This window comes from Microcoleus sp. CZ3-B2 (assembly GCF_036705055.1).
Lineage (GTDB): Bacteria > Cyanobacteriota > Cyanobacteriia > Cyanobacteriales > Microcoleaceae > Microcoleus.
The window spans coordinates 55,551-79,825 of record NZ_JAUBTN010000027.1 but is presented as its reverse complement, the minus strand read 5'-3'; the positions used below and the strand labels follow the sequence as shown (position 1 = coordinate 79,825).

At 44.9% G+C, this 24,275-nt stretch carries 27 protein-coding genes; 13 read left to right on the top strand and 14 right to left on the bottom strand.

Annotation, left to right across the window (positions count from 1 at the left end; translation table 11 throughout):
- Window positions 1-287 precede the first annotated feature (287 nt).
- Entirely contained in the window at window positions 288-611 is a 324-nt protein-coding gene (locus tag QUA97_RS14585) for a DUF1825 family protein (RefSeq protein ID WP_194065282.1), read from the top strand.
- A 106-nt stretch (window positions 612-717) separates the two neighbouring features.
- On the opposite strand, the gene QUA97_RS14580 is transcribed toward QUA97_RS14585, so the two are convergent.
- On the bottom strand, window positions 718-2,637 hold the full coding sequence (locus QUA97_RS14580; RefSeq protein ID WP_194071206.1) for a transglycosylase domain-containing protein: 1,920 nt from the start codon (window positions 2,635-2,637) through the stop codon (window positions 718-720).
- Between the two features lie 330 nt (window positions 2,638-2,967).
- On the opposite strand from QUA97_RS14580, the gene tyrS reads away from it, so the two are divergent.
- The 3 genes from tyrS to QUA97_RS14565 all read left to right on the top strand — a co-directional run bounded on the left by tyrS (window position 2,968) and on the right by QUA97_RS14565 (window position 5,551).
- Complete coding sequence (gene tyrS / locus QUA97_RS14575) at window positions 2,968-4,179, top strand: tyrosine--tRNA ligase (protein WP_194071205.1); 1,212 nt, start codon at window positions 2,968-2,970, stop codon at window positions 4,177-4,179.
- Window positions 4,180-4,221: 42 nt separating this feature from the next.
- Entirely contained in the window at window positions 4,222-4,932 is a 711-nt protein-coding gene (gene pyrF / locus QUA97_RS14570) for an orotidine-5'-phosphate decarboxylase (protein ID WP_333195030.1), read from the top strand.
- Window positions 4,933-5,056: 124 nt separating this feature from the next.
- The gene (locus QUA97_RS14565) at window positions 5,057-5,551 is read left to right on the top strand and encodes a hypothetical protein (RefSeq protein WP_333195028.1); all 495 of its coding nucleotides are present in this window, start codon (window positions 5,057-5,059) and stop codon (window positions 5,549-5,551) included.
- Between the two features lie 30 nt (window positions 5,552-5,581).
- Here the strand turns inward: QUA97_RS14565 and QUA97_RS14560 are convergent, their stop codons facing one another.
- The 3 genes from QUA97_RS14560 to QUA97_RS14550 form a co-directional block, all read right to left on the bottom strand.
- On the bottom strand, window positions 5,582-6,499 hold the full coding sequence (locus QUA97_RS14560) for a Bpu10I family restriction endonuclease (protein WP_333195026.1): 918 nt from the start codon (window positions 6,497-6,499) through the stop codon (window positions 5,582-5,584).
- On the bottom strand, window positions 6,492-7,760 hold the full coding sequence (locus tag QUA97_RS14555) for a DNA methyltransferase (RefSeq protein ID WP_333195024.1): 1,269 nt from the start codon (window positions 7,758-7,760) through the stop codon (window positions 6,492-6,494). Before QUA97_RS14555 ends, QUA97_RS14560 begins: the two co-directional genes overlap by 8 nt.
- A 225-nt stretch (window positions 7,761-7,985) precedes the next feature.
- Window positions 7,986-8,672: a uracil-DNA glycosylase gene (locus tag QUA97_RS14550; protein ID WP_333195023.1), complete on the bottom strand. Its 687-nt coding sequence runs from the start codon at window positions 8,670-8,672 to the stop codon at window positions 7,986-7,988.
- Window positions 8,673-8,932: 260 nt separating this feature from the next.
- Between QUA97_RS14550 and QUA97_RS14545 the strand changes: the two genes are divergently transcribed.
- Window positions 8,933-9,604, top strand: coding sequence for a phosphoribosyltransferase (locus QUA97_RS14545; RefSeq protein ID WP_194068769.1), 672 nt, complete (start codon window positions 8,933-8,935; stop codon window positions 9,602-9,604).
- 76 nt (window positions 9,605-9,680) lie between these two features.
- Window positions 9,681-9,941, top strand: a complete 261-nt coding sequence (locus QUA97_RS14540) for a hypothetical protein (RefSeq protein ID WP_333117539.1) — start codon at window positions 9,681-9,683, stop codon at window positions 9,939-9,941.
- Between the two features lie 123 nt (window positions 9,942-10,064).
- Here the strand turns inward: QUA97_RS14540 and QUA97_RS14535 are convergent, their stop codons facing one another.
- Entirely contained in the window at window positions 10,065-10,436 is a 372-nt protein-coding gene (locus QUA97_RS14535; protein ID WP_194068767.1) for a VOC family protein, read from the bottom strand.
- A 54-nt stretch (window positions 10,437-10,490) separates the two neighbouring features.
- On the bottom strand, window positions 10,491-11,111 hold the full coding sequence (locus tag QUA97_RS14530; RefSeq protein ID WP_194068766.1) for a histidine phosphatase family protein: 621 nt from the start codon (window positions 11,109-11,111) through the stop codon (window positions 10,491-10,493).
- A gap of 55 nt (window positions 11,112-11,166) precedes the next feature.
- Here QUA97_RS14530 and QUA97_RS14525 point away from each other — a divergent pair, with 55 nt between their 5' ends.
- Entirely contained in the window at window positions 11,167-11,631 is a 465-nt protein-coding gene (locus QUA97_RS14525) for a hypothetical protein (RefSeq protein ID WP_194068764.1), read from the top strand.
- 319 nt (window positions 11,632-11,950) lie between these two features.
- Here the strand turns inward: QUA97_RS14525 and QUA97_RS14520 are convergent, their stop codons facing one another.
- Entirely contained in the window at window positions 11,951-12,127 is a 177-nt protein-coding gene (locus QUA97_RS14520; protein WP_333195021.1) for a hypothetical protein, read from the bottom strand.
- A gap of 341 nt (window positions 12,128-12,468) precedes the next feature.
- On the opposite strand from QUA97_RS14520, the gene QUA97_RS14515 reads away from it, so the two are divergent.
- The 4 genes from QUA97_RS14515 to QUA97_RS14500 all read left to right on the top strand — a co-directional run bounded on the left by QUA97_RS14515 (window position 12,469) and on the right by QUA97_RS14500 (window position 14,702).
- The gene (locus tag QUA97_RS14515) at window positions 12,469-12,630 is read left to right on the top strand and encodes a hypothetical protein (RefSeq protein ID WP_194068761.1); all 162 of its coding nucleotides are present in this window, start codon (window positions 12,469-12,471) and stop codon (window positions 12,628-12,630) included.
- Between the two features lie 130 nt (window positions 12,631-12,760).
- The gene (locus QUA97_RS14510; protein ID WP_194011298.1) at window positions 12,761-13,042 is read left to right on the top strand and encodes a hypothetical protein; all 282 of its coding nucleotides are present in this window, start codon (window positions 12,761-12,763) and stop codon (window positions 13,040-13,042) included.
- Between the two features lie 350 nt (window positions 13,043-13,392).
- Entirely contained in the window at window positions 13,393-14,229 is an 837-nt protein-coding gene (locus QUA97_RS14505) for a PHP domain-containing protein (RefSeq protein WP_333117541.1), read from the top strand.
- Window positions 14,230-14,492: 263 nt separating this feature from the next.
- A complete protein-coding gene (locus QUA97_RS14500) occupies window positions 14,493-14,702 on the top strand; it encodes a CsbD family protein (RefSeq protein ID WP_106149015.1) in 210 nt (69 codons plus the stop codon).
- Window positions 14,703-15,125: 423 nt separating this feature from the next.
- Here the strand turns inward: QUA97_RS14500 and xseB are convergent, their stop codons facing one another.
- Together xseB and xseA are read right to left on the bottom strand one after the other, a co-directional pair.
- Window positions 15,126-15,353, bottom strand: a complete 228-nt coding sequence (gene xseB / locus QUA97_RS14495; protein WP_106149016.1) for an exodeoxyribonuclease VII small subunit — start codon at window positions 15,351-15,353, stop codon at window positions 15,126-15,128.
- Window positions 15,354-15,358: 5 nt separating this feature from the next.
- Complete coding sequence (gene xseA / locus QUA97_RS14490) at window positions 15,359-16,519, bottom strand: exodeoxyribonuclease VII large subunit (protein WP_194068757.1); 1,161 nt, start codon at window positions 16,517-16,519, stop codon at window positions 15,359-15,361.
- Window positions 16,520-16,625: 106 nt separating this feature from the next.
- Between xseA and QUA97_RS14485 the strand changes: the two genes are divergently transcribed.
- Window positions 16,626-17,357 carry a hypothetical protein gene (locus tag QUA97_RS14485; RefSeq protein ID WP_333195018.1) on the top strand — a complete coding sequence of 244 codons (732 nt, stop codon included), beginning with the start codon at window positions 16,626-16,628 and terminating at the stop codon, window positions 17,355-17,357.
- A 213-nt stretch (window positions 17,358-17,570) separates the two neighbouring features.
- Here the strand turns inward: QUA97_RS14485 and gmk are convergent, their stop codons facing one another.
- The 4 genes from gmk to QUA97_RS14465 form a co-directional block, all read right to left on the bottom strand.
- A complete protein-coding gene (gmk, locus tag QUA97_RS14480) occupies window positions 17,571-18,140 on the bottom strand; it encodes a guanylate kinase (RefSeq protein WP_333195017.1) in 570 nt (189 codons plus the stop codon).
- A 78-nt stretch (window positions 18,141-18,218) separates the two neighbouring features.
- A complete protein-coding gene (gene remA / locus QUA97_RS14475; RefSeq protein ID WP_194011293.1) occupies window positions 18,219-18,485 on the bottom strand; it encodes an extracellular matrix/biofilm regulator RemA in 267 nt (88 codons plus the stop codon).
- A gap of 883 nt (window positions 18,486-19,368) precedes the next feature.
- Window positions 19,369-21,471, bottom strand: coding sequence for a M3 family metallopeptidase (locus QUA97_RS14470; RefSeq protein ID WP_333195015.1), 2,103 nt, complete (start codon window positions 21,469-21,471; stop codon window positions 19,369-19,371).
- 508 nt (window positions 21,472-21,979) lie between these two features.
- Window positions 21,980-22,861, bottom strand: coding sequence for a hypothetical protein (locus QUA97_RS14465; protein WP_333195014.1), 882 nt, complete (start codon window positions 22,859-22,861; stop codon window positions 21,980-21,982).
- Window positions 22,862-23,237: 376 nt separating this feature from the next.
- Between QUA97_RS14465 and QUA97_RS14460 the strand changes: the two genes are divergently transcribed.
- On the top strand, window positions 23,238-23,372 hold the full coding sequence (locus QUA97_RS14460) for a hypothetical protein (RefSeq protein WP_255512998.1): 135 nt from the start codon (window positions 23,238-23,240) through the stop codon (window positions 23,370-23,372).
- Between the two features lie 541 nt (window positions 23,373-23,913).
- On the opposite strand, the gene QUA97_RS14455 is transcribed toward QUA97_RS14460, so the two are convergent.
- A complete protein-coding gene (locus QUA97_RS14455; protein ID WP_228050136.1) occupies window positions 23,914-24,174 on the bottom strand; it encodes a Panacea domain-containing protein in 261 nt (86 codons plus the stop codon).
- Between the last annotated feature and the right edge of the window lie 101 nt (window positions 24,175-24,275).

Sequence of the window (24,275 nt, the reverse complement as noted above, 5' to 3'; positions counted from 1 at the left end):
GACTCTCCCACTCTCCCACTCTCCCACTCTCCCACTCTCCCCCTCTCCCACTCTCCCACTCTCCCCCTCTCCCACTCTCCCCCTCTCCCACTCTCCCTATCTCCCACTCTCCCCGTCTCCCACTCTCCCCCTCCTCCCACTCTCCCCGTCTGCTGTACGGAAATTGCTACTGATTCTTGTGCCTTGAGGGGTAGGGACTTCCTCCAGTAACTGATAAAATAGTAGAAAAAGCAGCGGAATTTTTCGCCTAGATCAAAATTAGTTGCATATTAAAAATTAGGAAAGCTATGGGATTTTTTGATTCAGAAATTGTTCAGCAAGAAGCCAAGCTGTTGTTTGAAGACTATCAATCTCTCATCCAACTAGGCGGGAATTACGGCAAATTCGATCGCGAAGGCAAGAAAATGTTTATCGCGCAGATGGAATCAATGATGGAGCGCTACCGAATTTTTATGAAGCGCTTCGAGCTGTCTGAGGACTTCATGGCTCAGATGACTGTAGAGCAGTTAAAAACACAGCTCAATCAATTTGGCATCACGCCCCAGCAGATGTTTGAGCAAATGAACTCAACGCTGGAGCGGATGAAATCTGAACTGGAAAAACAATCATAAGGTCAACAGTTGACTGTTGACTGTTGACCTTATGATTGTTGACCCTTCGGCTTCGCTCAGAGCATCGCTGTTGACTGACTAATGACTAATGATTAATCACTAATAATTAAGGCCGCTCAAAAGCTGAAGCAGGTTTGAAACTTTCTGCGGGAACGCCTTGCAAAGCTTGGCTCATAAAATCTCGCCAAACAGGGGCCACAATCCCACCGCCGGTAGCACCGTAGCTCATCGGTGCGTAATTGTCGTTGCCCATCCAGACAGCAACCGACAACTGCGGCACGTAACCCACAAACCAGATATCCCGCTCTGAGGAAGTTGTACCAGTTTTCCCAGCAGCCGGTCGGCCGAGTTGGGCCGCCCTTGCCGTTCCGCTGTTAATTACTCCTTGGAGGGCGCTGTTGACAGATGCTGCGGCCCAGGCGTTGAGAACTGGTTTTGGTTTGGGCGTATTGTCGAGCAGGACGTTGCCGCTGCTGTCAGTGACTTGGACGATAAATGTGGTGTCTGAATGCCAGCCGTTGTTGGCGAAGGTAGCAAAAGCTCCTGCCATTTCTAAGGGAGTCAAGTCAACGGCACCTAATGGTAAAGAAATCACCGGTTCCATCGGACTTCTGATGCCGAGGGTGCGGCAAACCTCAATTACTTTATTCAATCCTACTTCTTGGCCGAGCTTGACGGCGGGAACGTTGAGCGATGATTCCAAAGCTCTGCGGATGCTGACGGCACCGGAGAAGCCACCGCCGTAGTTTTGAGGGTAGTAGTAGCCGTCGCCATCGCGGTAGCCGACTGGGGAGTCGTAGACAATTGAGTCGGGGGTGTATTTGCCGCTAGCAAAGGCAGCGTAGTAGACAAAAGGTTTAAAAGAAGATCCGGGCTGGCGGCGTGCTTGAATGGCGCGGTTGAACTGACTCTTTTCGTAATCGACGCCACCAACCATTGCTTTGACGAAGTGGGTGCGGGGATCGACGGCGGCTAGGGCAATTTGACCTTCCTCGCGGCTGTAAAAAAGTCCTTGGTAAGAAAGTCGATCGTGCCACGCTTTGACGGTTTCTTCGGCTATGCGCTGCATTTTGAGGTCGATCGTGGTTTGAACGCGCATTCCTCCCTTGACGACTGCATCTCGCCCGAAACGCCTAGTCAGTTCCTGCACTACGGCTTGCGTGACGTAAGGAACTTTAGAGCCGCCAAAGGAGGTAATTTTGCCGAGCTTAATTTTTTGCGCTCTGGCGGTATCGGCTTCCGCCGCCGTAATCCATTTGAGCTCTTTCATCCGGTTTAAAACCGTTTCCTGCCGTTCTTTTGACAACTTGTAATTGACAAAAGGACTGTATTCTTCTGGGGCGGAAATTAAGCCGGCGAGCATGGCTGCTTCTGCAAGGGTCAGATTATTGGCTGACTTGTTGAAATAGCTTCGAGAGGCTGTCTCTACGCCGTACAAGTTGTGACCTAAGTAGATTTGATTCAGATATAGTTGCAGAATTTGGTCTTTGTTGAGAATTTGCTCCAAGCGGATAGACATTACCGCTTCAGCTATCTTGCGACTAAATTTTGACTGGGGAGAGAGAAACAAGTTTTTGACTAGCTGCATTGTCATAGTGGATCCGCCTTCAACGGTTCTACCTTTCTCTAGGTTGACTATGAGAGCTCGGGCTATGCCGCCAGGGTTGATGCCTTTGTGGGTGAAGAAGTTGCTATCTTCGATCGCCATTACAGCTCGTTTCAGGTTCGGAGAGATTTGGTCGAGGGGTACTACATCCCGGTTAGCTTCGTCGTGGATGCTGGCTAGGGGCTTGCCGTTGATGTCGTAAATGTGGGTAGTTTCTGTAGGAGAGTAGGTTTGCAAGATGCGAACATCTGGCAAATTGCGGAAACTGATCGCTAGGCCAACCAGTCCGCCAGCGACTACGGAACTGGCTAGCATTGTGATGCTGAGTATGGTTCCGGCGGTCACTTTGCTGACTGACTGAACAAACTCGAATACAGGGGCTGAGTTTTCCGTATGTTTGCGGACTGCGTTAGTTGACACGTGGATTTCACTTCCTCACTCGATTTTGGGCTTAAGATTTGTAATTTTAGATGCGAACTCTGGAGGCTGTCAGTCGATTTTAGATTTTAGATTTTAGATTTTAGATTTACTTGCTGCGGATGAATTTGGGAGTTTGAACTCTTTGTCTAAAATTTGGGGTTCGCCGCGACTGTTGTCGGGGGCTTGGTAGGTGTTTTTGGGCGGGGTTAGCCAAGAAAAGCTGGGTCGCTTTGGGATTATGGTAGCTTGATAAGTGTGTTTGTATGCGTGAATCAGTGAGTTTAACTGATTCCGCTAAGACCGGCAAAATATTATGGTTTCCGATCGCTTATGATAACTCCTAACCTTTCAGCGCTTTACCGCGGCATCAGCGAGATTTTTCCCGATCGACCTGATTCTAGCAACCCTGACGAAAATCTGGCCCAATTGCTGGCAAAAGTCGATCGCCCGTTGCGAGTCAAACTCGGAATTGACCCCACAGGGAGCGAAATTCACCTGGGACATAGCATATGCGTCCGCAAGCTGAGAGCTTTTCAGGACGCAGGACATACAGCGGTACTACTCATCGGAGATTTTACCGCAAGAATTGGCGATCCGACAGGGAAATCTGAAGTTCGATCGCAGTTGACAGAGGAACAAGTGGCGGAAAATGCCAAGACTTATTTAGACCAAGTGCGTCCGATTCTCGATTTTGACACGCCCGGACGCTTGGAAATTCGCTACAACTCCGAGTGGTTGTCCAAATTGGACTTGGCGAAGATTTTGGAACTGCTGGGGACGATGACGGTGCAGCAGATGCTCGCTAAAGAGGGATTTGACAACAGGATACAGCAGGAAAATGCGATTTACCTGCACGAGTTTCTGTATCCGCTAATGCAGGGTTACGATTCCGTGGCTTTGGAAGCGGATGTGGAGTTAGGGGGAACTGACCAAAAATTTAATATTGCGGTGGGGAGAGATTTGCAGCGGCATTTTGGGATGAAACCGCAGTTTGGTTTGCTGATGCCGATTTTGCTGGGGACTGACGGGGTGCAGAAGATGTCGAAGTCTTTGCATAATTATGTAGGTTTGTCGGAAGACCCGCTGACGATGTATTCTAAGTTGGAGAAAATTGCCGATAGTTCGATCGCCCAGTATTTTGAACTCTTGACAAATTTGCCGCTTGATGAATTGCCAGAAAATCCGCGCGACAAACAGAAACTTTTAGCTGTGGATGTGGTAAGTCAGTATTGGGGGAAAGCAGCGGGCGATCGGGCCCAACAAGATGCGATCGCGCTAATCAAAGGTGCGGCGGGACAAGCTGATGCTGTGGCCGAGTTTTCCTTGGCAAACGTGCAGTTTCCGGCTAAGTTGTTTTATATCCTTAGTGCTAGCGGGCTTTGCAAGAGCAGCGGTGAGGCGCGGAAGTTGATGCAGGGCGGTGGAGTGAAGTTAGAGGGCGACAAGGTTTCGGATGTTAACTTTACCTTTGAATCACCTGCAGAATTATGCGGTAAAGTTTTGCAAGTTGGGAAGAATAAGTTTGTGCGATTGGTGTCTTGAATCTCTTTTTTAACCGCAGATGAATACTGAAGATGAACGCTGATGAACGCTGATAATCGAATTATTGTTGCTTTGGATGTTTCGAGTCAAGAAGAGGCGATCGCCCTGATTGACAAACTCCCCGATGTATCTTTCTGGAAAGTCGGTTTAGAGCTATTTGTGAGCTCCGGGCCTGGGATTTTGGAAATTTTAAAACAGCGGGAAAAGCGGATTTTTCTCGACTTGAAATTTCACGACATTCCAAATACTGTAGCTGGTGCTTGTCGGGCTGCTGCTAAGTACAATGTGGATTTATTGACTATCCATTCTACCTGTGGTAAGGATGCTTTGAAAGCGGCACAGTCAGCTTTAGTAGAAGGGGCGGCCGCAGTCGATAAACCAATTCCTAAATTGATTGCAATTACGCTGCTAACGAGTTTGAATTCCCGACAGTTGGCTTTTGAGCTTAAAATACCTTTAGAGTTGCCAGAATATGCTTTGCACATGGCATTGTTAGCCAAGGAAACAGGTTTAGCCGGTGCTGTTTGTTCTCCACAAGAAGCAGAACAATTAAGAATGAGTTGCGGGGATGATTTTCTGTTGGTTTGTCCGGGGGTGCGTCCGAAATGGGCCGATGGGGGCGATCAAAGGCGATCGATGACTCCAAAAGCGGCATTTAAAGCAGGTGCGGATTATCTGGTAATTGGGCGGCCGATTACAGCTTCCGACGATCCGGTGGCGGCTTTTGCGCGGATTTGTGATGAGTTGGAGTAACAATAGAAATGTTTTTTTTAACCGCCGATAAACGCCGATGAACGCCGATAGAATTTTATCTGCGTTCATCTGTGTTTATCTGCTGATATCTGCGGTGGCCACTCCGACTATTGCGGTTAATTTTGTGACCAATCATGGTCACAGTATAAATGCCAGTCGGTATGAGTTGTTAGTGCGATCGCCCTGTCCCGCTGATTTAGAAACTTTGGTCGATCGCCTGTTGCAAGATTTGCCGAGTTATGCTAATCGCGTAATTGTGCGATCGCACTTTTCTCCTAACACTAACACACCGCCCGGTTACGCGCTGCCTCAAATAATTTTAGCCGGCCGCCCGGAGTTTGAACCGCTACCTTTAAATTCTGGGGATGCACTTCCTGACAATGCTAGTCAAGTTTTTATTACTACTTTGGAACGGCAGTATCGCGGGGGAAAACCAGTCGAAATTCAGCAATATCATTGGTTGTTTTTCACTAAAACGGAGAAGGGCTGGGAGTTGGCAAAAATCTTTTCTCGGTTTGGTACTTCGGCGGATATTCGTCCTTTATTAGGTCAAGATAGTGAAAGCGAAATTGGTGAGGCTATTCGTTTGTGGTTGCGCGATTGTCATGCAAAGCCATAACTTTCACTGGTTAAGATGATTTTTTTACACTTAAAAATAGCCTCTTGAGAGCACGTCATCTTCGTCTAGTTCATCTTTACCAATCATCCCTTCAATCTCCTTTAAAAATCTCATAAAAACTTCCGGTGCAAAGGGGTTGTTATCGAGATGGTTGACAAAAGAATCTTTATTTTTTTTTCTTCCCTTTACCGTACTAAAATCCTTTCTTATATTAGACGATAAGCGTTTTGCTTTTCTCAAAATTAGTATCTCATCAATAGCTGTGAGTGATGAGCTAATCGGCGACATATCAAGCCACTCACATAGCAAGAAATACTTTGCTCCTGGTACACTCAATTTTACATCCAAGGCAGTTGCTGCGCCCTCTTGAAACATGGTTTTATCAAGATTTGTTTTACACTCAGCCGCAACATAAGCAATATTTGCCTCGCGGGAGATAGTCTCCTTAAAATCTTGGTTATGAGAGGCTTTTAGAAATATTTTTCTACTAATCGCAAAATCTTGATCCTTGGCTCGAATACTCATCCCACCGCCTTTTGGACTGAGTTTTAAACTTGACTCAAATCGTAGTGATGAAAAACACTGTGTTGGGCCAAAGGATAATTCTTTGTCCTTTAATGAATCTGCAAAGACGGTTGTAACTAAGATAGGTATAAATTCTTCAATAATTGAGTTGTCAAGTTTTAATTGCCCTTTTTGACGGTACAAAAAATCATCATCACTGTCAAAAATTAGTTCAACGTCAATGTATCGCTTATAGGAGGTTAGATGGGATACCATCTCTGGAACAACTTCCAGATCATCCGCCCTGATGTTTTTAAGCGTTTCCAACCATTTTTTATAGTGTTCGATTGCTTGATTAACACGCCGTTTATCTGTAGGAGGTAATTTCTCGTTATCAAGTAATGCTGCTAGTTTGTCCCCATGTGGTTGAGTTAAATTAAACATAATTTTCTGCTTTTGGGTTGAGTATTTCAATGGTTTTCCGTGAACGCTGCCGATCGAAATAAGGTGAGGGCTGTACTGTGGCAGCCTTATCGATAGCATCCTTAATATCATATTTTACTTGTTCATTCGCTACAGAATAAGCAGATATTAAGGCTTCTACAGAAAGAGTTCTGGCTTGATGTATGTCAAAATAATACTGTAAGTCTTCTCTTTTTGTAAAGTGTAGTATATCTTCTTTGATAATTTTTCCATAGCGATTTACAAAACTTCTTTCTTGACGGATATCTAAGCTAATCCCCAATACTTGACGAGCAACTTCTGCAACTAACTCCCCGTTTAAAAAAGGCGTTCCTCTAATATTTGATTCTTTACCTACTACAAATATTATTCTACTGTTAGGGCGGCATATCCTTAACAATTCTTGCAAAGTATAGGCGATATCTAAGCAATATTGAATGACAGTTAGAAATCTATTACTTCTATGCTTGCGATTAGAACCAAACTCTGATTTTGCTACCTCTAAAATTTTCCAGTTTAGTGCTTCAGTAGAACCGCGATACTGCTGATGATAGTTAAATACATTGATATAAGGGGGAGAGGTAATCACAAGATTGACGCTGGAGTTTTGTAAGGGAACGTGTCTTGCATCGGCATTGTAGGCATTTATCGGCTTTTTACTATAGGGTAGTTTAAGGACAAAACTAGCGATATTTTCCGCAAGTGTAAAAACTCTTGATTTGGTAAGTTTTTTGTTTTCTAAATCTAGCAATATCACTAATACTTCATGTAGAATATTAAGGAACTTTTCTTCATGATCAACGGCTACGTCTACAATTTTATCTATTAAATCATTGGGTGTAAGTTCTTTTTGTATTGTTTGGAAGAGTGGCATTCTCTCCCATATCTCTGTTTTTAGTTGAGTGAGAAAACAATTGATACATTTTTCACGCTTTCTTGGTGAAAGAGTGATGAATTTATAAGTGTTAGCTAGGATTAAAGCTGCTGGATTGATTTCTGTTCCGCAGGCTTCCAGTCCCAATCTTCCTGCCTCATATAAAACTGTTCCACTACCTAAAAATGGATCAAAAATCACACTATTTTTATGGGCATACTTATCAATCAAAGTTTCGATAAACTGGGGTGAGAATTGCCCTTTCCAGGGAAGTGGATTAGTACGTTGTTTATCTTCAATGTCTAATAGTTCTTGAGGAATTTCTTGTCTGTTGATAGGAGTTTCACTAAAAATACTAGAGACAACCATAATTCGGATTTTTACTACGGGGCGTGACTTTATGAATGGAAAGCGGGAACTTGTTTTGTTGATAGCAGGTAAAAATCAGAGATTGTTGGTGAAACCAGCCCCCTACCAATTGCGAATGAAAATTAATTATAATTTGTCGGTGGGTCGGGGCGGGTTTTAAGATTGTGGGTAAAAATCAGAGATTGTTGGTGAAACCCGCCCCGACAAATCAACAAGAAAAATTGATTATAATTGCTCTTTTAATTCGTCTAGTTTAGCCTTGATAGCTTGCATATCCTGCCACATAAACCATTTCGGAGTTTCCGGTTCACGGGAGGGATTTCGCAACAAGTATGATGGGTGAAAAATCGGCATACACAAACGATTTTCCCATTCAATCCATTGACCTCTGATTTTACTAATGGGCCGCTTGTCGCTTAGCAAACCTTTGAGGGCTGTTGCACCGGTTAATAAAATAATTTTGGGGTCTAAGATGCGAATTTGTTCGAGTAAGTATGGTTTGCAAGCTTCGATTTCTTTTGCTGTGGGAGGGCGGTTGTTGGGTGGGCGACATTTGATCACGTTGGCTATGAAAACGTCGGTTTCTGCACTCAATTCTACGGATTCTAAAATCTTATCTAGTAGTTTGCCCGATCGCCCGACGAAGGGTAATCCGGTTTCATCTTCGTTTTGTCCGGGCGCTTCTCCCACAATCAAAATTGAGGCTTGAGGATTGCCGCGCCCGATGACGGCGTGAGTGCGGGTGTTGCCCAATTCGCAGCGGTGACAGCGATTGCAGTGCTCGCCGATTTGTTCCATATTTTGATACGTGCCCGGAGGAATGGGAATTTTGGCATTTACTGGGATTGAGTCGTTTTGGAAGGCGGCACTTTGATTGCTGTCAAAAAGACTGAGTTGCAAGTCGCTGGACATATATTTTACAATTAGAGAGATTTTGTTGAGTCTAGAGTTTATAGTTTAGATCGGGTTTTGTGATTTGAGATTGGCTAGATGCTTTTATGCGATGCGATCGGGCACAATTTCAATTTAACACTCGCAAATCTCATAGGACTAGCGACACAGAAACCCGTTTTTTCGGAGAAATATTGGTTTAGCCGCGAAGTATCTGCGAATAAACCGAGTTTCTGACTCTCAAATTTCACATTTTTGGTTGAGTTCGTACAGGCAGAAATATGTTGTCTAACCCGTTTTTTGACGATCGCGCCGATGCAGGCGAAAAACTGGCTGCTGCTGTTGAAAACGAGCTCGGCAAGTTGAATTTAACGGCACAAAATGCTGTGAAACCGATTGTTTATGCCTTGCCGCGCGGGGGTTTGCCCGTTGCTGTGCCGATCGCCCGCCGCTTGGGTTGTGCTTTGGATGTGGTTGTCGCCAAGAAAATTACTCGCCCGGATAATTTGGAATTGGCGATCGGGGCGGCAACTGCTGACGGCCATGTTCTCTGGCAAAATCAAAAACAGCCAAGTTTACGCTGGCAAAAATCAGCACTCCAGCAAGCTGAAAATAGCGCTCAATCTCTGCTGGCAGATTTGGCTTCGGGACGACCAAATGTCAGCGCGGCGGGGGCTTTGGCGATTTTGGTGGACGATGGCATTGCGACGGGGATGACGGTGGCTGTGGCGGCGCAGGCTTTGCAGTCGCAGCAACCGGCTGCTTTGTGGATTTGTTCGCCCGTGGCCCCCCATGATTTGATGAGATTTTTGGCGCAAATAGGCGATAAGTCGATTATTCTGGAGACTCCTCACCCTTTTTACAGTGTCAGTCGCTTTTACGCGCAGTTTCCGCAGGTGGAGACGGCGGAGGCTTTGGGCTGTTTGCAGGGACAGATTGAGTGGCGATCGTAGGTTAAGCTAGAAGGCTAAATCTAAAAGCTCGATCGCTAGCTAACACATGAGACCTTGGGAATATTGGTTGAACACTGTGATTCTCTCTACTCAGCACAATCCGCCTCGGTTTGTTGAGTTGGTGATGTTGACTTTGGCGATGATTTTGTTGGGGCTGTGGAGTGTAACGTTGCAGTGGCAGTATTTAACCCTTTCTTTGAGTTATATAATTGGTTCGTCTTTTTCAATTTTGGTGCGGGAATATATGGGCCCGCAACCTCAATTTCAATTGACTCATTTGACTGCTTTGCTATTATTAATTATCAGTTTTTATAGCTTTGCTGAAATGATTAGATAGTTGATATTTTTTGTGAACTAACCGCCAAGACGCTTGAGGTTTTCGCCGCGCGTCAGCGCTAGGATGCAAAGGAAGAGGAGAGAAGATCGAGAGTTCACTAATTATTCGCGATTATCCTATATTCTAATGCGGTTGATGCAAAATTATGCGGTTGCCGGCGGGATCGAAGGCATAGATTTCTAAACCGTGTGAGGCTTTGATAATTTCTCCGGCGGGCGGATATCCTAAGGCCCAAATTCGGGCGATCGCAGTTTCGATATCGCTGACTTCCAAACACAAACTCATGCCTGTTTTTGCTCGATTTGCAAATTCCGATTTGTGGAAATCTTTGGGTTTGAATATGCCGAGTCTTAAGCCGGGAAGTTGAAATTCGGCATAGGTATTGGGAATGTAAGGATTTGGTTCTATGTCGAGAAATTTGGTGTAGAATTTGACCAGAACTTCGTTGTCGAGGTCTGCTAAAGTTACTAGGGCGGCGCTGTATTGGAAAGTCATGTAAATTAGATGGATAACTGGTAATTAACAAGGAAAAATGGCAACAAAAAAAATCTAAAATCCTCCAATTCGTCCCACTATTTGAATTTTGCCTCGTGCATTGCCTTTGAGAATCACAGCTTCGCCACTTTGGGGTACAATATCTGTTATCGCTGTAATATTGACTTGATGCGTTACCATAATAATAGCACCTTTTGTGTTGCGATTATCAACAATTAATTTGCGAATTGTTGTTGTTTGTCTGGCTTCTTGGCTGCTGTCGCTAAAGAACGAGTTGAGGGCTGGTAATGGCTCGACTTTGCCTAAATTTATCAGTTTTGCTGTTTCCAAACACCGGCACCACTGACTCGATACAACTCTAACAATTTTGATGTTGCGCTTGCGAAATTCGGCTCCAATTTGCTGGGCTTGGGTTCTTCCTTGTCCTGATAAATTGCGCTGGCTGGAACAGTCGCCTAACTTAAAGTTAGCAGGATCTCCGGTGCCTGGGGCGATCGCGTGTCGCATTACCACCACCAACCCTGTATCTCCCCGCTGCAATAATTGCCATCCCGCTTGAGTTTGGGCTTTGGTTGCTGCGTCAGAAGTGGCAGTTTGAGTCATTATCGCGATCGACAATACTAAAGCTAGGGAACCGAAAAACCATTGACCGTTGCGGTAAATCTGTGCTGCCATTGTTCCAGAACTTAGAAATTATCTTATCATATTGTAATACAACAAATATTTCTCTATGGAACTCACAAATTTTATTGCTCTGTCTGTCATTGTTGTCGCTGCGCTGGGGATTGGCATAGGAACAATGACTTGGGCTTACTTCGGTAAGGGCAGCATTTCTGTACTGTTTAAAGAACCAATTTTAAACTCGCCAGAATTTCCAGATACTGACGCAGGTAGCAAAGCTGCGGTTTATTTTCAAGCAGGAATTGAGGCTTATAAATTGGGAAATTACCGCAAAGCTGAAGATAAATTTACTAGCGCCATACAACAGGTGGCAACGGCAGAAGTTTACCACAATCGCGGTTTGATTTTTGCGAATTTGCGATCGGACGGCGAAGCGGTGGCAGATTTGATCCGTGCCAGCGAATTATACCAACAGCAGGGGAATATCCCCGCGATCGACACGATCAAACAAAATCTTGCCGCTTTGAAGCAACGCAAATTAGAACGAGAAAAACAAAAATCTGTAGCGACATAAATTGCGGGAATTACGCAGAAACCCGGTTTTTTACAAAAATATTCAATTGTGCTTGGCTCGTTACTAGGCAGAACCTGGTAACGAGTAACAAAATATTCGATTGTGGCTTTAACTCTCGGTAATAAATCCGGTTTATTCGGTATTGACGCGCAAGTTTTAAATTAGTGGGTGGAGCCATTCTAATGAAACAAAACCTATATTTTGGGTCTGAAAAACCCGGTTTCGCGATGTATCGCGTTCGATTCAAAATGTTGAGAAGAAACCGAGTTTGACAGAATTGTTAATTTCTAACATCAAGAGGTAACATTCTCGCGAAAGGCTAAATTTTTCTGGCATCTTCGATTTGGTCGATTTGAGAAATTAGCATTTCTCGGCTAGATGCTACAACTCGATAATTAGTAATTGGATCGTAAGCTTCCCACTCTTGAGTGACTTCGCTATCTTGCCACAAAAACCATTCCCGGTAAATTTCGCCGTCGTCAATGTCGCCGCACAAATTAAGCCAATCATCTCCTCCCAGACTCTCAAAATCTCCTCCTACTAAGTCAATCCAAGCCGCTACGATACAAGATTCTATAGCACTATTATCAAAAGTAACTGCCGGAGATTCAACAGAGGTTTCGGGATAGCAAAGTGTGGATTTAATACGCTGTACCTGAATGTTATGTTATTAATTTATAAAAAAATCCTTAATGGTAGGGATCGCACAATGCCACTATCGGAACCTCCACAGTTTGTACCTCAAAAAATCTCGATCGCTAAAACGCTCAAGTGTTGATGGTGTATAACTTTACGGCGCTTTGGGTGAAGGGGCTGCAGAGGCTAATTTGAGCCAATTTGCTAACTAGCACAGCACAAAGCACGCGCTGCGAAGCTATCCGGTGGGGAATCGCCCGAAGATTTCTGGCAAAGGCGATCGCCCGACCCGAAGCGCAGACAGCACGATTGGTAACTGTATACTTGGTAGGTTGGGGAGTTTCCGTACAGTTTTTGTGGTAAAATTAGCTGTTACCAGACTTTCGCAACCACAGCGCGGCGTTCTCAAAAGCTAAGGACGGTGGTGCGATCGCAACTTTTGATTTATTGTTAATTTGACGAAAGGCCCGATCGACCGCTAGGGGAAAAAATTATGGAAGCAACCAACCAAGACAGAATTATCACTCTGACACTCAACTATACCAACGGCAAACAGCAAGAGTTCGAGTTCATTTCGTCAGCAGAAAGGGTAGGAGAGCAAGCAAATTTAGGTACTCGCCTGCACAAATTCTTGACTGCCGATCCAATAATTATCGAATTAGCAGATAAACTTGTAGTTATCCCTATTCACAACATAGAAAGTCTTGAAATATCGCCGATTCCTTCCAAATTGCCAGATGGTGTCTTTCACTCAATGCGAGAAATCCAGAAATAGTTAAGCTGTTGAGCCTGCAAATTTGAATGTTATGGCGGGCTTACCCACTTACATAGAGTAGAGTTTTAATCAACAGAAATATCCCAGTTAGATGATGTTCGTCGATTAACCTAATATTAGTTCGCAGTGCCGAATGCGATTCTGCAGCATGAAAGCGGAATGCGAGTCCGCACTACAAACCGTTTTTGTGATGACGATCGACTGGATACGATCTTAAAGAGGCGGGAATTTATTACAACCAGCTAAATTTAAATTAAAATAATTTATTGTATTGTTTGAAGTGAGGATATATGTTCGATGAATGATGAGAATAATTGCAGGTTTCGCAGAGTTTTATTTACCATAAAAAAATGCTAGAACTCCACTGTCACACAACTTATTCCGACGGTACTCTCACCCCAGCCGAACTCGTAGCAGCCGCCGCTTCTTCGGGGGTTCGCGCCTTGGCCGTCACCGATCACGATACGATGTCGGGTTGGGATGAAGCCTTCGCCGCCGCTGCTTTGCACGGTATCGAAATAGTCCCCGGACTCGAACTCAGTACAGTCCACAACGGTCGATCGCTGCACATTCTAGGTTTTTATCCCGATGCAAATAAGTTGCGCGTTCCTTTGAACGATCGCATAGAAGGAAGATTGAGGCGATCGCAGGAAATGGTAGAAAAATTAGCAGCACTGGGATATGCGATCGAACTACCAACAACATCCCCAGGAATGGCACCGGGAAGGCCTCACATTGCCTCGGCGCTGGTAAAAGCTGGTCACGCCAAATCATCGCGGGAAGCCTTCGATCGCTGGCTGCGAGACGACGGCCCCGCCTACGTGCATTACGAGAAATTCTCCATCGCCGAAGGGATAGATTTACTCAAGAGTTGCGGCGCAGTACCGGTGTGGGCGCACCCTTATTTATTTCGCGGCGGCGCTGTTGAAGAAGTGTTGAAAGAATTAGTAGATGCGGGTTTAATGGGAGTCGAAGTATACCATCCCAGCCACAGTTCCAGCCAAATGAAAAACTTGAAAGATTTGTGTCTGGAATACGGTTTGCTGGTAACTGGCGGCAGCGATTATCACGGCCCAGAACCCGAAAGAAATGAAAGAAAAGGTATTGAAACTACCCAATTGAATATGCTGCACATACCGTTAGACTTGCTGGAACCGATTAAGGTTGCTGCGGCGAGTTTGAAGTAATAACTGTAGGCTGCGTCAGTTTAAACCGGAGCAGATGGGAATAATCAAGTCATTCTAACGCACCTTATAAGACCTCGCGATCGTTCTGTAGGGTGCGTCAGTTTATATAGCGAGTCAATCGAAATAATTAAGTCATTATGACGCACCCTACTAAAAACAGCTCGCCATCAAACCCAACATAAATTAATGTGAAGTTAGGGAGGGATTTCAGTTGAGCTAATGTTAGGATAGCAATAACGTTTAACTACCCAGCGGAGCTGATTATGAGTGTAGAAGACAGGGCAAAGGCGATCGGCAAAAACGTAGAAGGCAAAGCTCAGGAAATTTTCGGAAACATCACCGGGAACAAAAAAGACCAAGCTGAAGGCCAAGCAAAACAAGCGGAATCCGCCGCCCGCCACGCAGCAGAAGATGCTAAAGATGCTGTGAAAAATATCGCAGATAAAGCTAAAAGAGCGATCGACAAATTGTAAGCTGTCGGGCATCTAGATTGTATTTTTGGGGCAGGCTTTCTGGTCTACCCCACAAGAATTTTTATCAAACTTGAATGTCCTTCGACTCCGCTTAGTAACCGTAAGATCGTGTCCTAACAAGTTTTCTGAACTTAGGTATAGCCTTTCTGTGCTCTCATAGGAGGTACTATCCGGGATAGGGCATACCTCACTTTTGTGAGAACCGCTATCTCAGTATCGCAAACATGGTGTTGTAAAACTACAAAATCTTATAGTAATTATATCGTTTCCGCTGGCATCGGAATGATTTAACCTTATTAGAACACAGAGTACACAGAGTCCGAGAATATATATCTGAATCATGCCGATGCTACCGGATTTGATATTACTTATCCAATAACGACTCAACATATTTCATCCACATTGATCGGCGTTCGCCTGCGCTTAAAAGTCTGGTTCTTTGGCTAAAAGCTCGATCGCCAATTCCATCCGATCCTTCCCCCGCGCCAGAAAACCTTCGCACTCCTGCAAACACTCCACAGCCACCGCAAACTGCTCGAAAACCTCTTCTAGTGGCAATTCTCCAGATTCCACCCGATCGATAATTGCTTCTATGCGATCGACCGTTTCCTCATAATTCCAGTCAGACTGGCGCAACTTCGACTTAACCATAGCATTTATTCTGCATCCAACACTTCTACAATCTTAACTTTCAGCACGCCCCGACTCAACCTCACGGTTAACTCGTCTCCCAATTCTAAACCGTCAGTTTCGCGGACAATCCTACCGTCAGCTTGCATTACCGCCGCATAACCCCTTTCCAAAACCGCCGCCGGATTTAGGGCTGCTAACTTTTCTTGCAATATTTCCAGTTTACCAGTTGCTTGCCGCAAAGTTCGCGATGTCGCAGGCAACCGTTTTAGTCGGTTTTGTAACTGTTGCAAATGCTCTGATTCTGTCTGAAATCTGGCTTTGACAACACTTGCTAAATTCAGCATTCTTTGCTGGTGTTCCGAGTAAATATCTGCTAAAATTGGTACGGCTTGGGCCGCTGCCGCTGTCGGAGTGTGGGCTCGTTTATCTGCTACTAAATCGGCGAGAGATTCGTCTCTTTCGTGTCCGATTCCTGTAATAATTGGAATTGCACAATTGGCGATCGCCCTGACAACTCTTTCATCATTAAAACAAGCCAAATCCTCCGCAGAACCACCGCCCCGCGCTAAAATGATCGCCTCGGCCCTACCATCCAATTCTACCAGCGCGATCGCCCTAGCAATCGCAGCCGGAGCCAAATCTCCCTGCACCAAAGTCGGCGACAGCAACACCCGCAAACCCGGATATCTCTGCGCTAGAGTGCGCTGAATGTCCCCCCACGCAGCAGCGCTATCCGATGTCACCACCGCCACAATTTGCGGGTGTGCGGGAATCGGGCGCTTTCTGGCGGGATCGAAGAAGCCCTCAGCTTCCAAGCGCGATCGCAATTGCTGCAACCGCAAAGCATCCAATCCTTCCCCAGCCGGTAGCGATTGCACAACTGTCAACTGATACTCGCCGCGATTTTTGTAAACCCGGATGCTTCCAAAAACCAGCAATTGCTCACCTTTTACGGGTAACTTCAATAATTTTTGCCGCTGAGAATTCCACGCCACGCAGCGAATCGCAGCGCTTTTGTCACTGTCGCAGAGAGTGAAAAAGCAGCCGCTGGCGTGCTGCGAAACGTTGGACACCTCGCCAATCAGCCAAACCGATCGCAGGTGGCGATCGCCCTCCAGCAACTCTTGCAGGTATGATGTTAGTCCGCCCACCGACAACGTTGTCTCAGGAAAAATTGCATTCATCTAACAATTTGAGATTTTAGATTCTAGATTTTAGATTTAGGCTACTATATTTAAGGGAATTTGTGCGGGTTGATTTGGCGATCGTATATTAGTTGTAAATAAATTAATGATATCAGATGTCATGACTTCGATGAATGTGCTGCGCCAAGAGGCTGCGGCGATCGGCATTACTGATGCCGAAGCGAGAAAATATGGCGACCTCCGCCATAAAAGAACTTGGTCTTTGGCGATCGAACATCATCTCTCGATGCAAGATTTTGCCGTTGGCGAAGCCCTCGAAGAGGATCGCGCAGAATCCGATTCTTCCCGCGCCATCAAAGAATCTCAGCCCCTTGAGTTCAAAGACTGCGGTATTCAGCTAACGGCAAATCTGGGCGAATCTCCCTTCAAAATTGAGAACCGCACATCACCTCTGGCTTCGCCACCACAGTCAGGAAGTGCGATCGGACAGCCCAACAATTCCGACCGCCTCAGCAACCAAAACCGAGGCTTTAAACAAGTAGTTCAAAACCACATTAAAGCCTTAACAATTGCCTCAACATCCCGCACAATTCAGCTCGATTCACAAGTCAGCAATTGGGTTTGTCCTGAGTGCTATCCAGAGGTTGAATCGGGTTGTCACCTGTGCGCCGGAGAAGGCTATATAAGCGACATTGCAGCTATTGGCTGGACACTAGCTTATATGGAAATGTTGGGCTGTTCTGCTCGCGAAATAGAACCCCTGCGAAACTTTTCCTCTTCCTTTAATATCCTGGAAATTAATTTAAAAATTTGTGTCGCTGTCAAAAAAAGTACCGAAGTTTTAGCGCGTACAGAAAAATGGGTAATTAGTTGTTAGTTGTTAGTTGTTAGTTGTTAGTTGTTAGTTGTTAGTTGTTAGTTGTTAGTTATTAGTTGTTAGTTGTTAGTTGTTAGTTGTTATTATAGCCTTTCGAGCGAAATATCGGGTACACTAGCTTCCATGAATATCGGGAATTTCAAGCCTTATTGCATACCTCCCGCACCTGAGAAATGCTATAGTCATTAGTTATTAATCATTAGTTATTAGCTCTTAATTACCCGAAATATCGACCAAATTAAGTATTGCTTCTAGTTTTTTTAAAGCAAATTCTAAATCGTCATTGACAACCTGAAAATCGAATTCTCCCGCCGCTTCAATTTCCTCCTTGGCCCGCAGCAATCTCCGGGCGATCGCACTTTCGGAATCTTGACCCCGACTCCGCAGCCGCCGTTCCAATTCTTCCCAAGAAGGAGGTAAAATAAAAAGTCGCAAAGCCTCTGGAAACTTATTTCTAATTTGCCTTGCTCCTTCGAGCTCAATTTCCAAGATTACCCATTTTCCCTCACCAATGCCCTGTTTGAGAGCAAAATAGGGAGTACCGTAAAGATTGCCGGCAAACTCGGCCCATTCTGCTAACTCGTCAGCCTCAACCATTTGTTCAAAACGGCTGCGGCTGACAAAATAGTAGTGTTTTCCCTCAATTTCTCCCTCGCGCGGTGTACGAGTTGTGACGGATACCGAAAGATATAATTCGGGATGGCGATTGAGGAGCGATCGGACTAAGGTGCCTTTCCCCACACCGCTAGGCCCAGTCAGAACAATTAATTTACCGGATTTCATTTTTAGAATAGAAACTCGTAACAATTTAAGCTTTCGGTTACTGTATACTGTAAGTGCTCAAATTGCAACTGACAAACATCAATCATCCCGAACTTGACTGTCTTTACCGATCGCAAAACGATTAGCCACCGTTTCCGGCTGAATCGCCGAGAGGATGACATGACTCGAATCTGTAATAATTACCGCCCTCGTGCGGCGGCCGTAGGTAGCATCAACCAATTGTCCGCGCTCCCGCGCATCAGTAATTATACGCTTAATTGGTGCCGATTCGGGACTGACAATGGCAATCACTCGGTTAGCCGACACAATATTACCAAAACCGATATTAATTAATTGAATATCCATGAAAATCTTAAATTTTGGGTGAACGAGTAACTATCAATCCTTACTTATTATCATATATATCAAAGTTTTTTGACAATACAAAAAAGATTCATAACTCAATTTTTGAATTTTTACCTGCTTTTTTTCTTTTTTTTGAGTCGCCGTCCCACCGTCTTTATCAAAACTTTAAAAAACTAGCGCTGTTAACCGCTTATATTAAAGATTTGGTAAAATCCAGGTTTTTTAGTTGCCAATAAAAGCCTTAGCTGTATCGAAAAAACAGCCCGTAAATATTGCAAAATATAAAGTTAACTTCTAGTTGATGGAAATTAAGTATAATCACTGATAGATTACAGCAAATATTTGCAAAGGGCAGTTTATACTGAAAATATTAACACTGATACTGCTTTGATCGGCCTTCAACCTAAGCTAAAATCGGCTGGCGATTTCTGAAGAGGGATAGCTGCGCCTCTAAATTGCATATTGAAATTGTCGAAAGGAGTGTGGGGTGTCGGGTGTAGGGTTGGAGCTTTCGGAGCGTGTAAATTAAATGCCGGTTAGCTGATGATATCAAATCCGGTAGCATCGGAATGATTCAGATATATATTCTCGGACTCTGTGTACTCTGTGTACTAATAAGGTTAAATCACCTGACGATGCCAGCGGAAACGATATGAATTCCTGACTACAAACCTTTGAATTCAGGAAAAAACCGGGATTAATCCAGACAAATTCACCCGTATTAATCCCGGTTTTTATATCGTTTCCGGCTGCATCGGAATAATAAAAATCGAGTCAGCAGTTAACACTCAACCATTCAGTTTTTCGACCGCGAGTCAACAGTCAACAATCAACAGTCAACAATCACCTGACGGTACAACCGGAATTGATATTCCACAGTCGATTAAGCCGCAACTAAACCGCTGTGTCTCAACAAAGCCTTAGTGCTAGGTTCGCGTCCCCGGAAAGTTTTAAACACTTCCATCGGGTGCAAACTGCCGCCCAATCCTAACACTGTATCTCGGAAACGCTTACCCGTAGAGGCGATCGCATCTTCATCTTCCAAACCAGCCTCCTCAAACGCCGCAAAAGCATCAGCGCTGAGAACTTCCGCCCATTTATAACTGTAATAGCCCGCCGCATAACCGCCCGCAAAAATGTGTCCGAAAGCGCACAAAAATGCGTCTTCTTTCAGAGGAGGTAAAACAGTCGTAGTTTTAGCGATGCGATTGCGGACATCCGCCACAGTTTCGCTACCGCCCGACTGGTAGCGGTGGTGCAATTCGATATCGATACTGCTAAAATGTACTTGTCTGAGCATGACGCTACCGCTCATGTAGTGGCGCGCTGCTAGCAGTTTTTGGTAATAGTGTTCCGGTAAAGTTTCCCCGGTTTCGTAATGCTTTGCCATCCCGAACAAAGTAGCCCGATCGTAACACCAATTTTCCATAAATTGACTGGGCAATTCCACCGCATCCCACTCAACATTATTGATGCCAGAAGCCCCCGGATAGTCTACCGTTGTCAGCATATGCTGCAAACCGTGACCGAATTCGTGAAACAAAGTTTCGACTTCCAAAAAAGTCATTAAACTCGGTTTTCCGTCCACGGGAGGACTTTGGTTGCACACCAAATAAGCCACCGGCAACCGCGTGATGGTTTTTCCCGCTTCCACAAATTTAGCGCGCACCACGCAATCGTTCATCCAAGCACCGCCGCGCTTTTCTTCCGGGCGACTGTAGGGGTCTAAATAGAAATTGGCGATCGTATTTCCGGCTTCATCATCTATTTGGAAATAGCGCACATCTTTGTGCCACACAGGAGCTTGACCGTCCGCCGCCGTTACTGTCACGCCAAACAGCCGCTTTACTAATCCAAATAAGCCATCCAATACCTGTGGCAGAGCAAAATAAGGGCGCAATTCTTCTGCACTAAAAGCAAACTTTTCTTCCCGCTGCCGTTCCGACCAAAAACCCATATCCCAGTGCTTCAAATCCCCGGATTCCGGCGCACCTTTGGCCGCCGCAAACGCTTTTAACTCTTCTAAATCTTTGACAGCAGCACTGTAACTAGCTTGGCGCAATTCTTCTAACAAAGCTTCGACTGCCGCAACGTCGGGAGCCATTTTGGTCGCCAGACTCAATTCGGCATAACTGTTAAAGCCGAGCAAGGCTGCTTTTTCCTGGCGCAGTGCTAAAATGCGATCGGTCAAAGGCCAGTTATTCAACTCTCCACTGCTGGCTCTACCGATAAAAGCTTTGTACAACTTTTCGCGCAACTCGCGGCGAGTGCTGTGCTGCATGAAAGGGCCGTAACTGGGGAAGTCTAAAGTAATCCGCCAAGGGCCGTTTTCGGCATCGGCATTTTCTGCGCCGGCACTGCGAGCGGCTTGGGCTGCTAAACTCAACAAACTCGGCGGTAAACCGTCAATTTCCTCTTTGTTTGTGAGGGTGATGCTGAAAGCTTTGGTAGCGTCGAGGACGTGATTGGAAAATTGAGTAGTAATTTCGGCCAATTCTAATTGAATGGCATTAAAACGCTCTTTTTGTTCGCCTTCTAAACCCACGCCGGAGAGTTGTGCATCTCGGAGAGCGGCTTCGACAATTCGCTGTTGAGCTGACTCTAAGCTGTCCCAGTTTTCGCTGGCCCGCAGCGCTTTAAAAGCTTCGTAAAGCGGTTTGCTTTGACTGACTTTGCTCCAAAATTTTACTACTTCCGGCTGCACTGTTTCGTGGGCCGATCGCAATTCCGGGCTATTTTTCACGCCCATCAAATGTCCGACAATGCTCCAGCTCCAATTTAAGCGCTCTCCGAGCTGTTGTAAGGGTTCTACTAAACCGCTCCAAGTCGGCTCTACAGATGCTTCTAAGGCAGCTAGCGAGCCTTCTAGCTCCGTCAGCAGTTGGGTAATGGCTGGGATTACGTGCTCTGGGGCGATCGCGTCAAAGGTCGGCAATCCTTGGCCAATTAGTAATGGGTTATCAGGAATATTTACGGTTGCAGTCATTTAATTTTATTCTAACTGGTTGAAAACAGATGAACTAGACAGATTACCTTTTAATTTTGTAACACAATTGTCGAAAAATTTGGACGACCGCCGGGAGATGGGGAGAAGAAGAGAGTGCGAAAATCTTCCTTCTGACTGATGACTTAGGGAGCATCTGGTATTTTGCATTATAGTGCGAACATCCCCGAAGAGCGTATTGTACAACTCGCTATTCGGGGATGCTCGCAATACAAAAAAATGCTTTTTGCAAAACTAAGATACTCCCTTCACAAAGATGAATTTCAACTTTTGAGAGTGAATGAATAGAATCTTGTCTGCTGATAACTAGCCTTCCGCTTCGCGAGCGGCTAAAATGACTAATCACTAATGACTATCATTCGACTTAGCTCTTCGGGTAAAATGACTAATGACTAATGACTAATGACTAATGACTAATGACTAATGACTACTGACTAATGACTACTGACTAATGACTAATGACTACTGACTACTGACTACTGACTACTGACTACTGACTATTTTCTTGCGTATGCTGCAACTGCTTTACTACCGAGATTAAACGCTTGAGGTGAGGTTTCACAACTTCTTGTTGCTCGTGTTCCAAACGGTAGATTTGAGCTTGGACTGCAGACAAATCGGGAGTTGATTGGTGCGGGGTAGATTGCAGTTGACTTTGCAGATTTGCCATGACTTTCTGGATTTCCAAGAATCGAGTATTTACTGCTTCCCATTCGTCTTGGGTGATAGCAGTTTCTGTCAAGCATTTTGTCGCGGTTTGCAGTTTCTCTATCGCGTCTTCCACGGCTTCGAGATTTGCAGGTTGGCCAACGGATAAATCTTGCAGTTGTTGGCTCACTTGCTCGCGGACATTGAGCACGGCAGATGCTACGATTTCTTGCAAAGAAGCTACCGATTCTCCCAAACTCAGCAACTGCCGCTCGATGTCTAGAGATTCGTCAAAGCCTTCTGTTCTAGGTAATGCAGCCATTTGCTGGCGCAGCGTTGCAATATCTCCTGACAACTGCTTCCGCAATTTTACAATTACCGTCACCGCGGTTTTTTCGACTTTATTTACCGACTTTTGCACGCTGGCTAGTTCGGAATTTTGGTGAACCCGCACTTGTTGCTCGAATCGATATCGGTTAGCAACATTCAGCGACAAAGCCAAAGTGAGGGGCGCTACTCCGTAAAAAGCTTGACCCGACAGTGCTACCGCTAGGGAACCGACTCCAGAGGCCGCCAGAGAGGCGTATTCTGCTAGTTCCAGCCAGTGTCTTTGAGGAAAACTTTGCCTTAAGTGGTTTCTAGCAGAGGGGTTTGGCTTCCGCACGGCTCTTTGAGTCATAGTATTTTCTCGTTGTTGGTAAGGTTGCGAGACTGGGTGAAGCATTGATTTATATCCTTTTTTCAGTTATATGTTTTAGATTATTTCGTGACACTCTTCTATTTTTACCTTATTGAGTAGGTTAAGGATAACTGGTATATTATTATGTATTTGGGATACCTAGGCGCGATCGCCCGCCATTGGGGCTGTTAAACGGTAAAACCCAGCGCGCCCTCTATTTTACAGGAGGCGGGTGCGATCTGGTTTGGGCGATCGACCATCGCTACAAAAGCCAGTCGATTTTTAGATTTTAGATGAAAAATGCCACCTCATGAGGGCGATCGGAGTTTTGAGCCGTTCGGGAGTTGCATTTTTGTGCCTGCATTGGTACAATATATTCTTGCTCAATTTCCCGGAACCAATTTACAGCAAAAATTGACCGATGAACTCAGAAAAACCAGAAATTGGCGATCGGCTAAAGTCTATTTTCAGTATCGCAATCTTTATCATTCTCGTACTCGCAGTCGGCTTTTTAAGCGTGAATTTTATTTTAGCTCTCTATGCAAAATTTGCTTAAAATTAGGACTTACCCACGGGTGCCATAAACCGGTTTTTTTGCGAAAATATTTCGTTACAACCACAGATTAGATAAAAAACCCGGTTTCTTTAGTCTGAGGGAACCCCGCCACCGAGAAGGACACGGCAATGCCGTTTCCCTACCCGATTAATTGTAAGGACAAGGCACTGCCGTTTCCTGAATTTGGGTAACATTAATTATCCCACTTGAAAACTTATCTTTATCGTCCTGGTAATATATGAAAGAAAAACTAACTCTTTCCGGTATTTTAACATCTAGACGATTGATACTAGATAAAGATTGCTGGCGGCGTATATCGGATTTTTTAATTTTCTTCTATGACACGGGTTTTGTAAAATTGTCTCATTGATTCCTTCGTAATAATAGCACGACAAGACTCATCTCTTGGCAACCCACCTCTAGCATTAATCCAAGGATCTTCGCGTCGCACCATCAATTCTAACTCATAAGCATCCCGAAAGAAATAATCATCGGATAACTCGTCTAAAAACTCTTGTACTTCTTCTGAAAACTCGGGTTTTTAGACTTCTTTGAGAATTGGCTTCCAGTCAAATTGTTCTTTGTATTCGTAAAATAAAGCCGGAATAGTCGGCCCGTGCACCCAAGCTTCAAAATCTTCATCAAACAGCGGCGTATCCTCAAATGCTAGATACCATGCTTGGGCATAGTACAATAGTTTTTGTAGCTTGTGGTTGCTGAGATAGGAACCTACGTCATTCGCAAACCTGATGTAGTAATCTGCGAGTTGGGAGGCTGTTGTGACTGTAGTTATTGTGGTCATATATAGCCTTTTTCACATTGATGAGGTACGAATTTTCACTTAAAAAGCTTGGTGGTGTAAGGTTTGTAGCATAAATTAGCATACCTCATCTTTCTGAGAAA

Coding starts and splice junctions, on each gene's coding strand:
- xseB (WP_106149016.1), bottom strand. CDS start 15,353: ATGGTTAAGTCGAAGTTGCGCCAGTCTGACTGGAATTATGAGGAAACG.
- QUA97_RS14465 (WP_333195014.1), bottom strand. CDS start 22,861: ATGCTTCACCCAGTCTCGCAACCTTACCAACAACGAGAAAATACTATG.
- QUA97_RS14555 (WP_333195024.1), bottom strand. CDS start 7,760: ATGGTTGTCTCTAGTATTTTTAGTGAAACTCCTATCAACAGACAAGAA.
- QUA97_RS14545 (WP_194068769.1), top strand. CDS start 8,933: ATGTTGTCTAACCCGTTTTTTGACGATCGCGCCGATGCAGGCGAAAAA.
- gmk (WP_333195017.1), bottom strand. CDS start 18,140: ATGAAATCCGGTAAATTAATTGTTCTGACTGGGCCTAGCGGTGTGGGG.
- QUA97_RS14500 (WP_106149015.1), top strand. CDS start 14,493: ATGAGTGTAGAAGACAGGGCAAAGGCGATCGGCAAAAACGTAGAAGGC.
- tyrS (WP_194071205.1), top strand. CDS start 2,968: ATGATAACTCCTAACCTTTCAGCGCTTTACCGCGGCATCAGCGAGATT.
- QUA97_RS14530 (WP_194068766.1), bottom strand. CDS start 11,111: ATGGCAGCACAGATTTACCGCAACGGTCAATGGTTTTTCGGTTCCCTA.
- QUA97_RS14585 (WP_194065282.1), top strand. CDS start 288: ATGGGATTTTTTGATTCAGAAATTGTTCAGCAAGAAGCCAAGCTGTTG.
- QUA97_RS14535 (WP_194068767.1), bottom strand. CDS start 10,436: ATGACTTTCCAATACAGCGCCGCCCTAGTAACTTTAGCAGACCTCGAC.
- QUA97_RS14560 (WP_333195026.1), bottom strand. CDS start 6,499: ATGTTTAATTTAACTCAACCACATGGGGACAAACTAGCAGCATTACTT.
- QUA97_RS14505 (WP_333117541.1), top strand. CDS start 13,393: ATGCTAGAACTCCACTGTCACACAACTTATTCCGACGGTACTCTCACC.
- QUA97_RS14460 (WP_255512998.1), top strand. CDS start 23,238: ATGAACTCAGAAAAACCAGAAATTGGCGATCGGCTAAAGTCTATTTTC.
- QUA97_RS14485 (WP_333195018.1), top strand. CDS start 16,626: ATGATATCAGATGTCATGACTTCGATGAATGTGCTGCGCCAAGAGGCT.
- QUA97_RS14525 (WP_194068764.1), top strand. CDS start 11,167: ATGGAACTCACAAATTTTATTGCTCTGTCTGTCATTGTTGTCGCTGCG.
- QUA97_RS14510 (WP_194011298.1), top strand. CDS start 12,761: ATGGAAGCAACCAACCAAGACAGAATTATCACTCTGACACTCAACTAT.
- pyrF (WP_333195030.1), top strand. CDS start 4,222: ATGAACGCTGATAATCGAATTATTGTTGCTTTGGATGTTTCGAGTCAA.
- QUA97_RS14455 (WP_228050136.1), bottom strand. CDS start 24,174: ATGACCACAATAACTACAGTCACAACAGCCTCCCAACTCGCAGATTAC.
- xseA (WP_194068757.1), bottom strand. CDS start 16,519: ATGAATGCAATTTTTCCTGAGACAACGTTGTCGGTGGGCGGACTAACA.
- QUA97_RS14470 (WP_333195015.1), bottom strand. CDS start 21,471: ATGACTGCAACCGTAAATATTCCTGATAACCCATTACTAATTGGCCAA.
- QUA97_RS14550 (WP_333195023.1), bottom strand. CDS start 8,672: ATGTCCAGCGACTTGCAACTCAGTCTTTTTGACAGCAATCAAAGTGCC.
- remA (WP_194011293.1), bottom strand. CDS start 18,485: ATGGATATTCAATTAATTAATATCGGTTTTGGTAATATTGTGTCGGCT.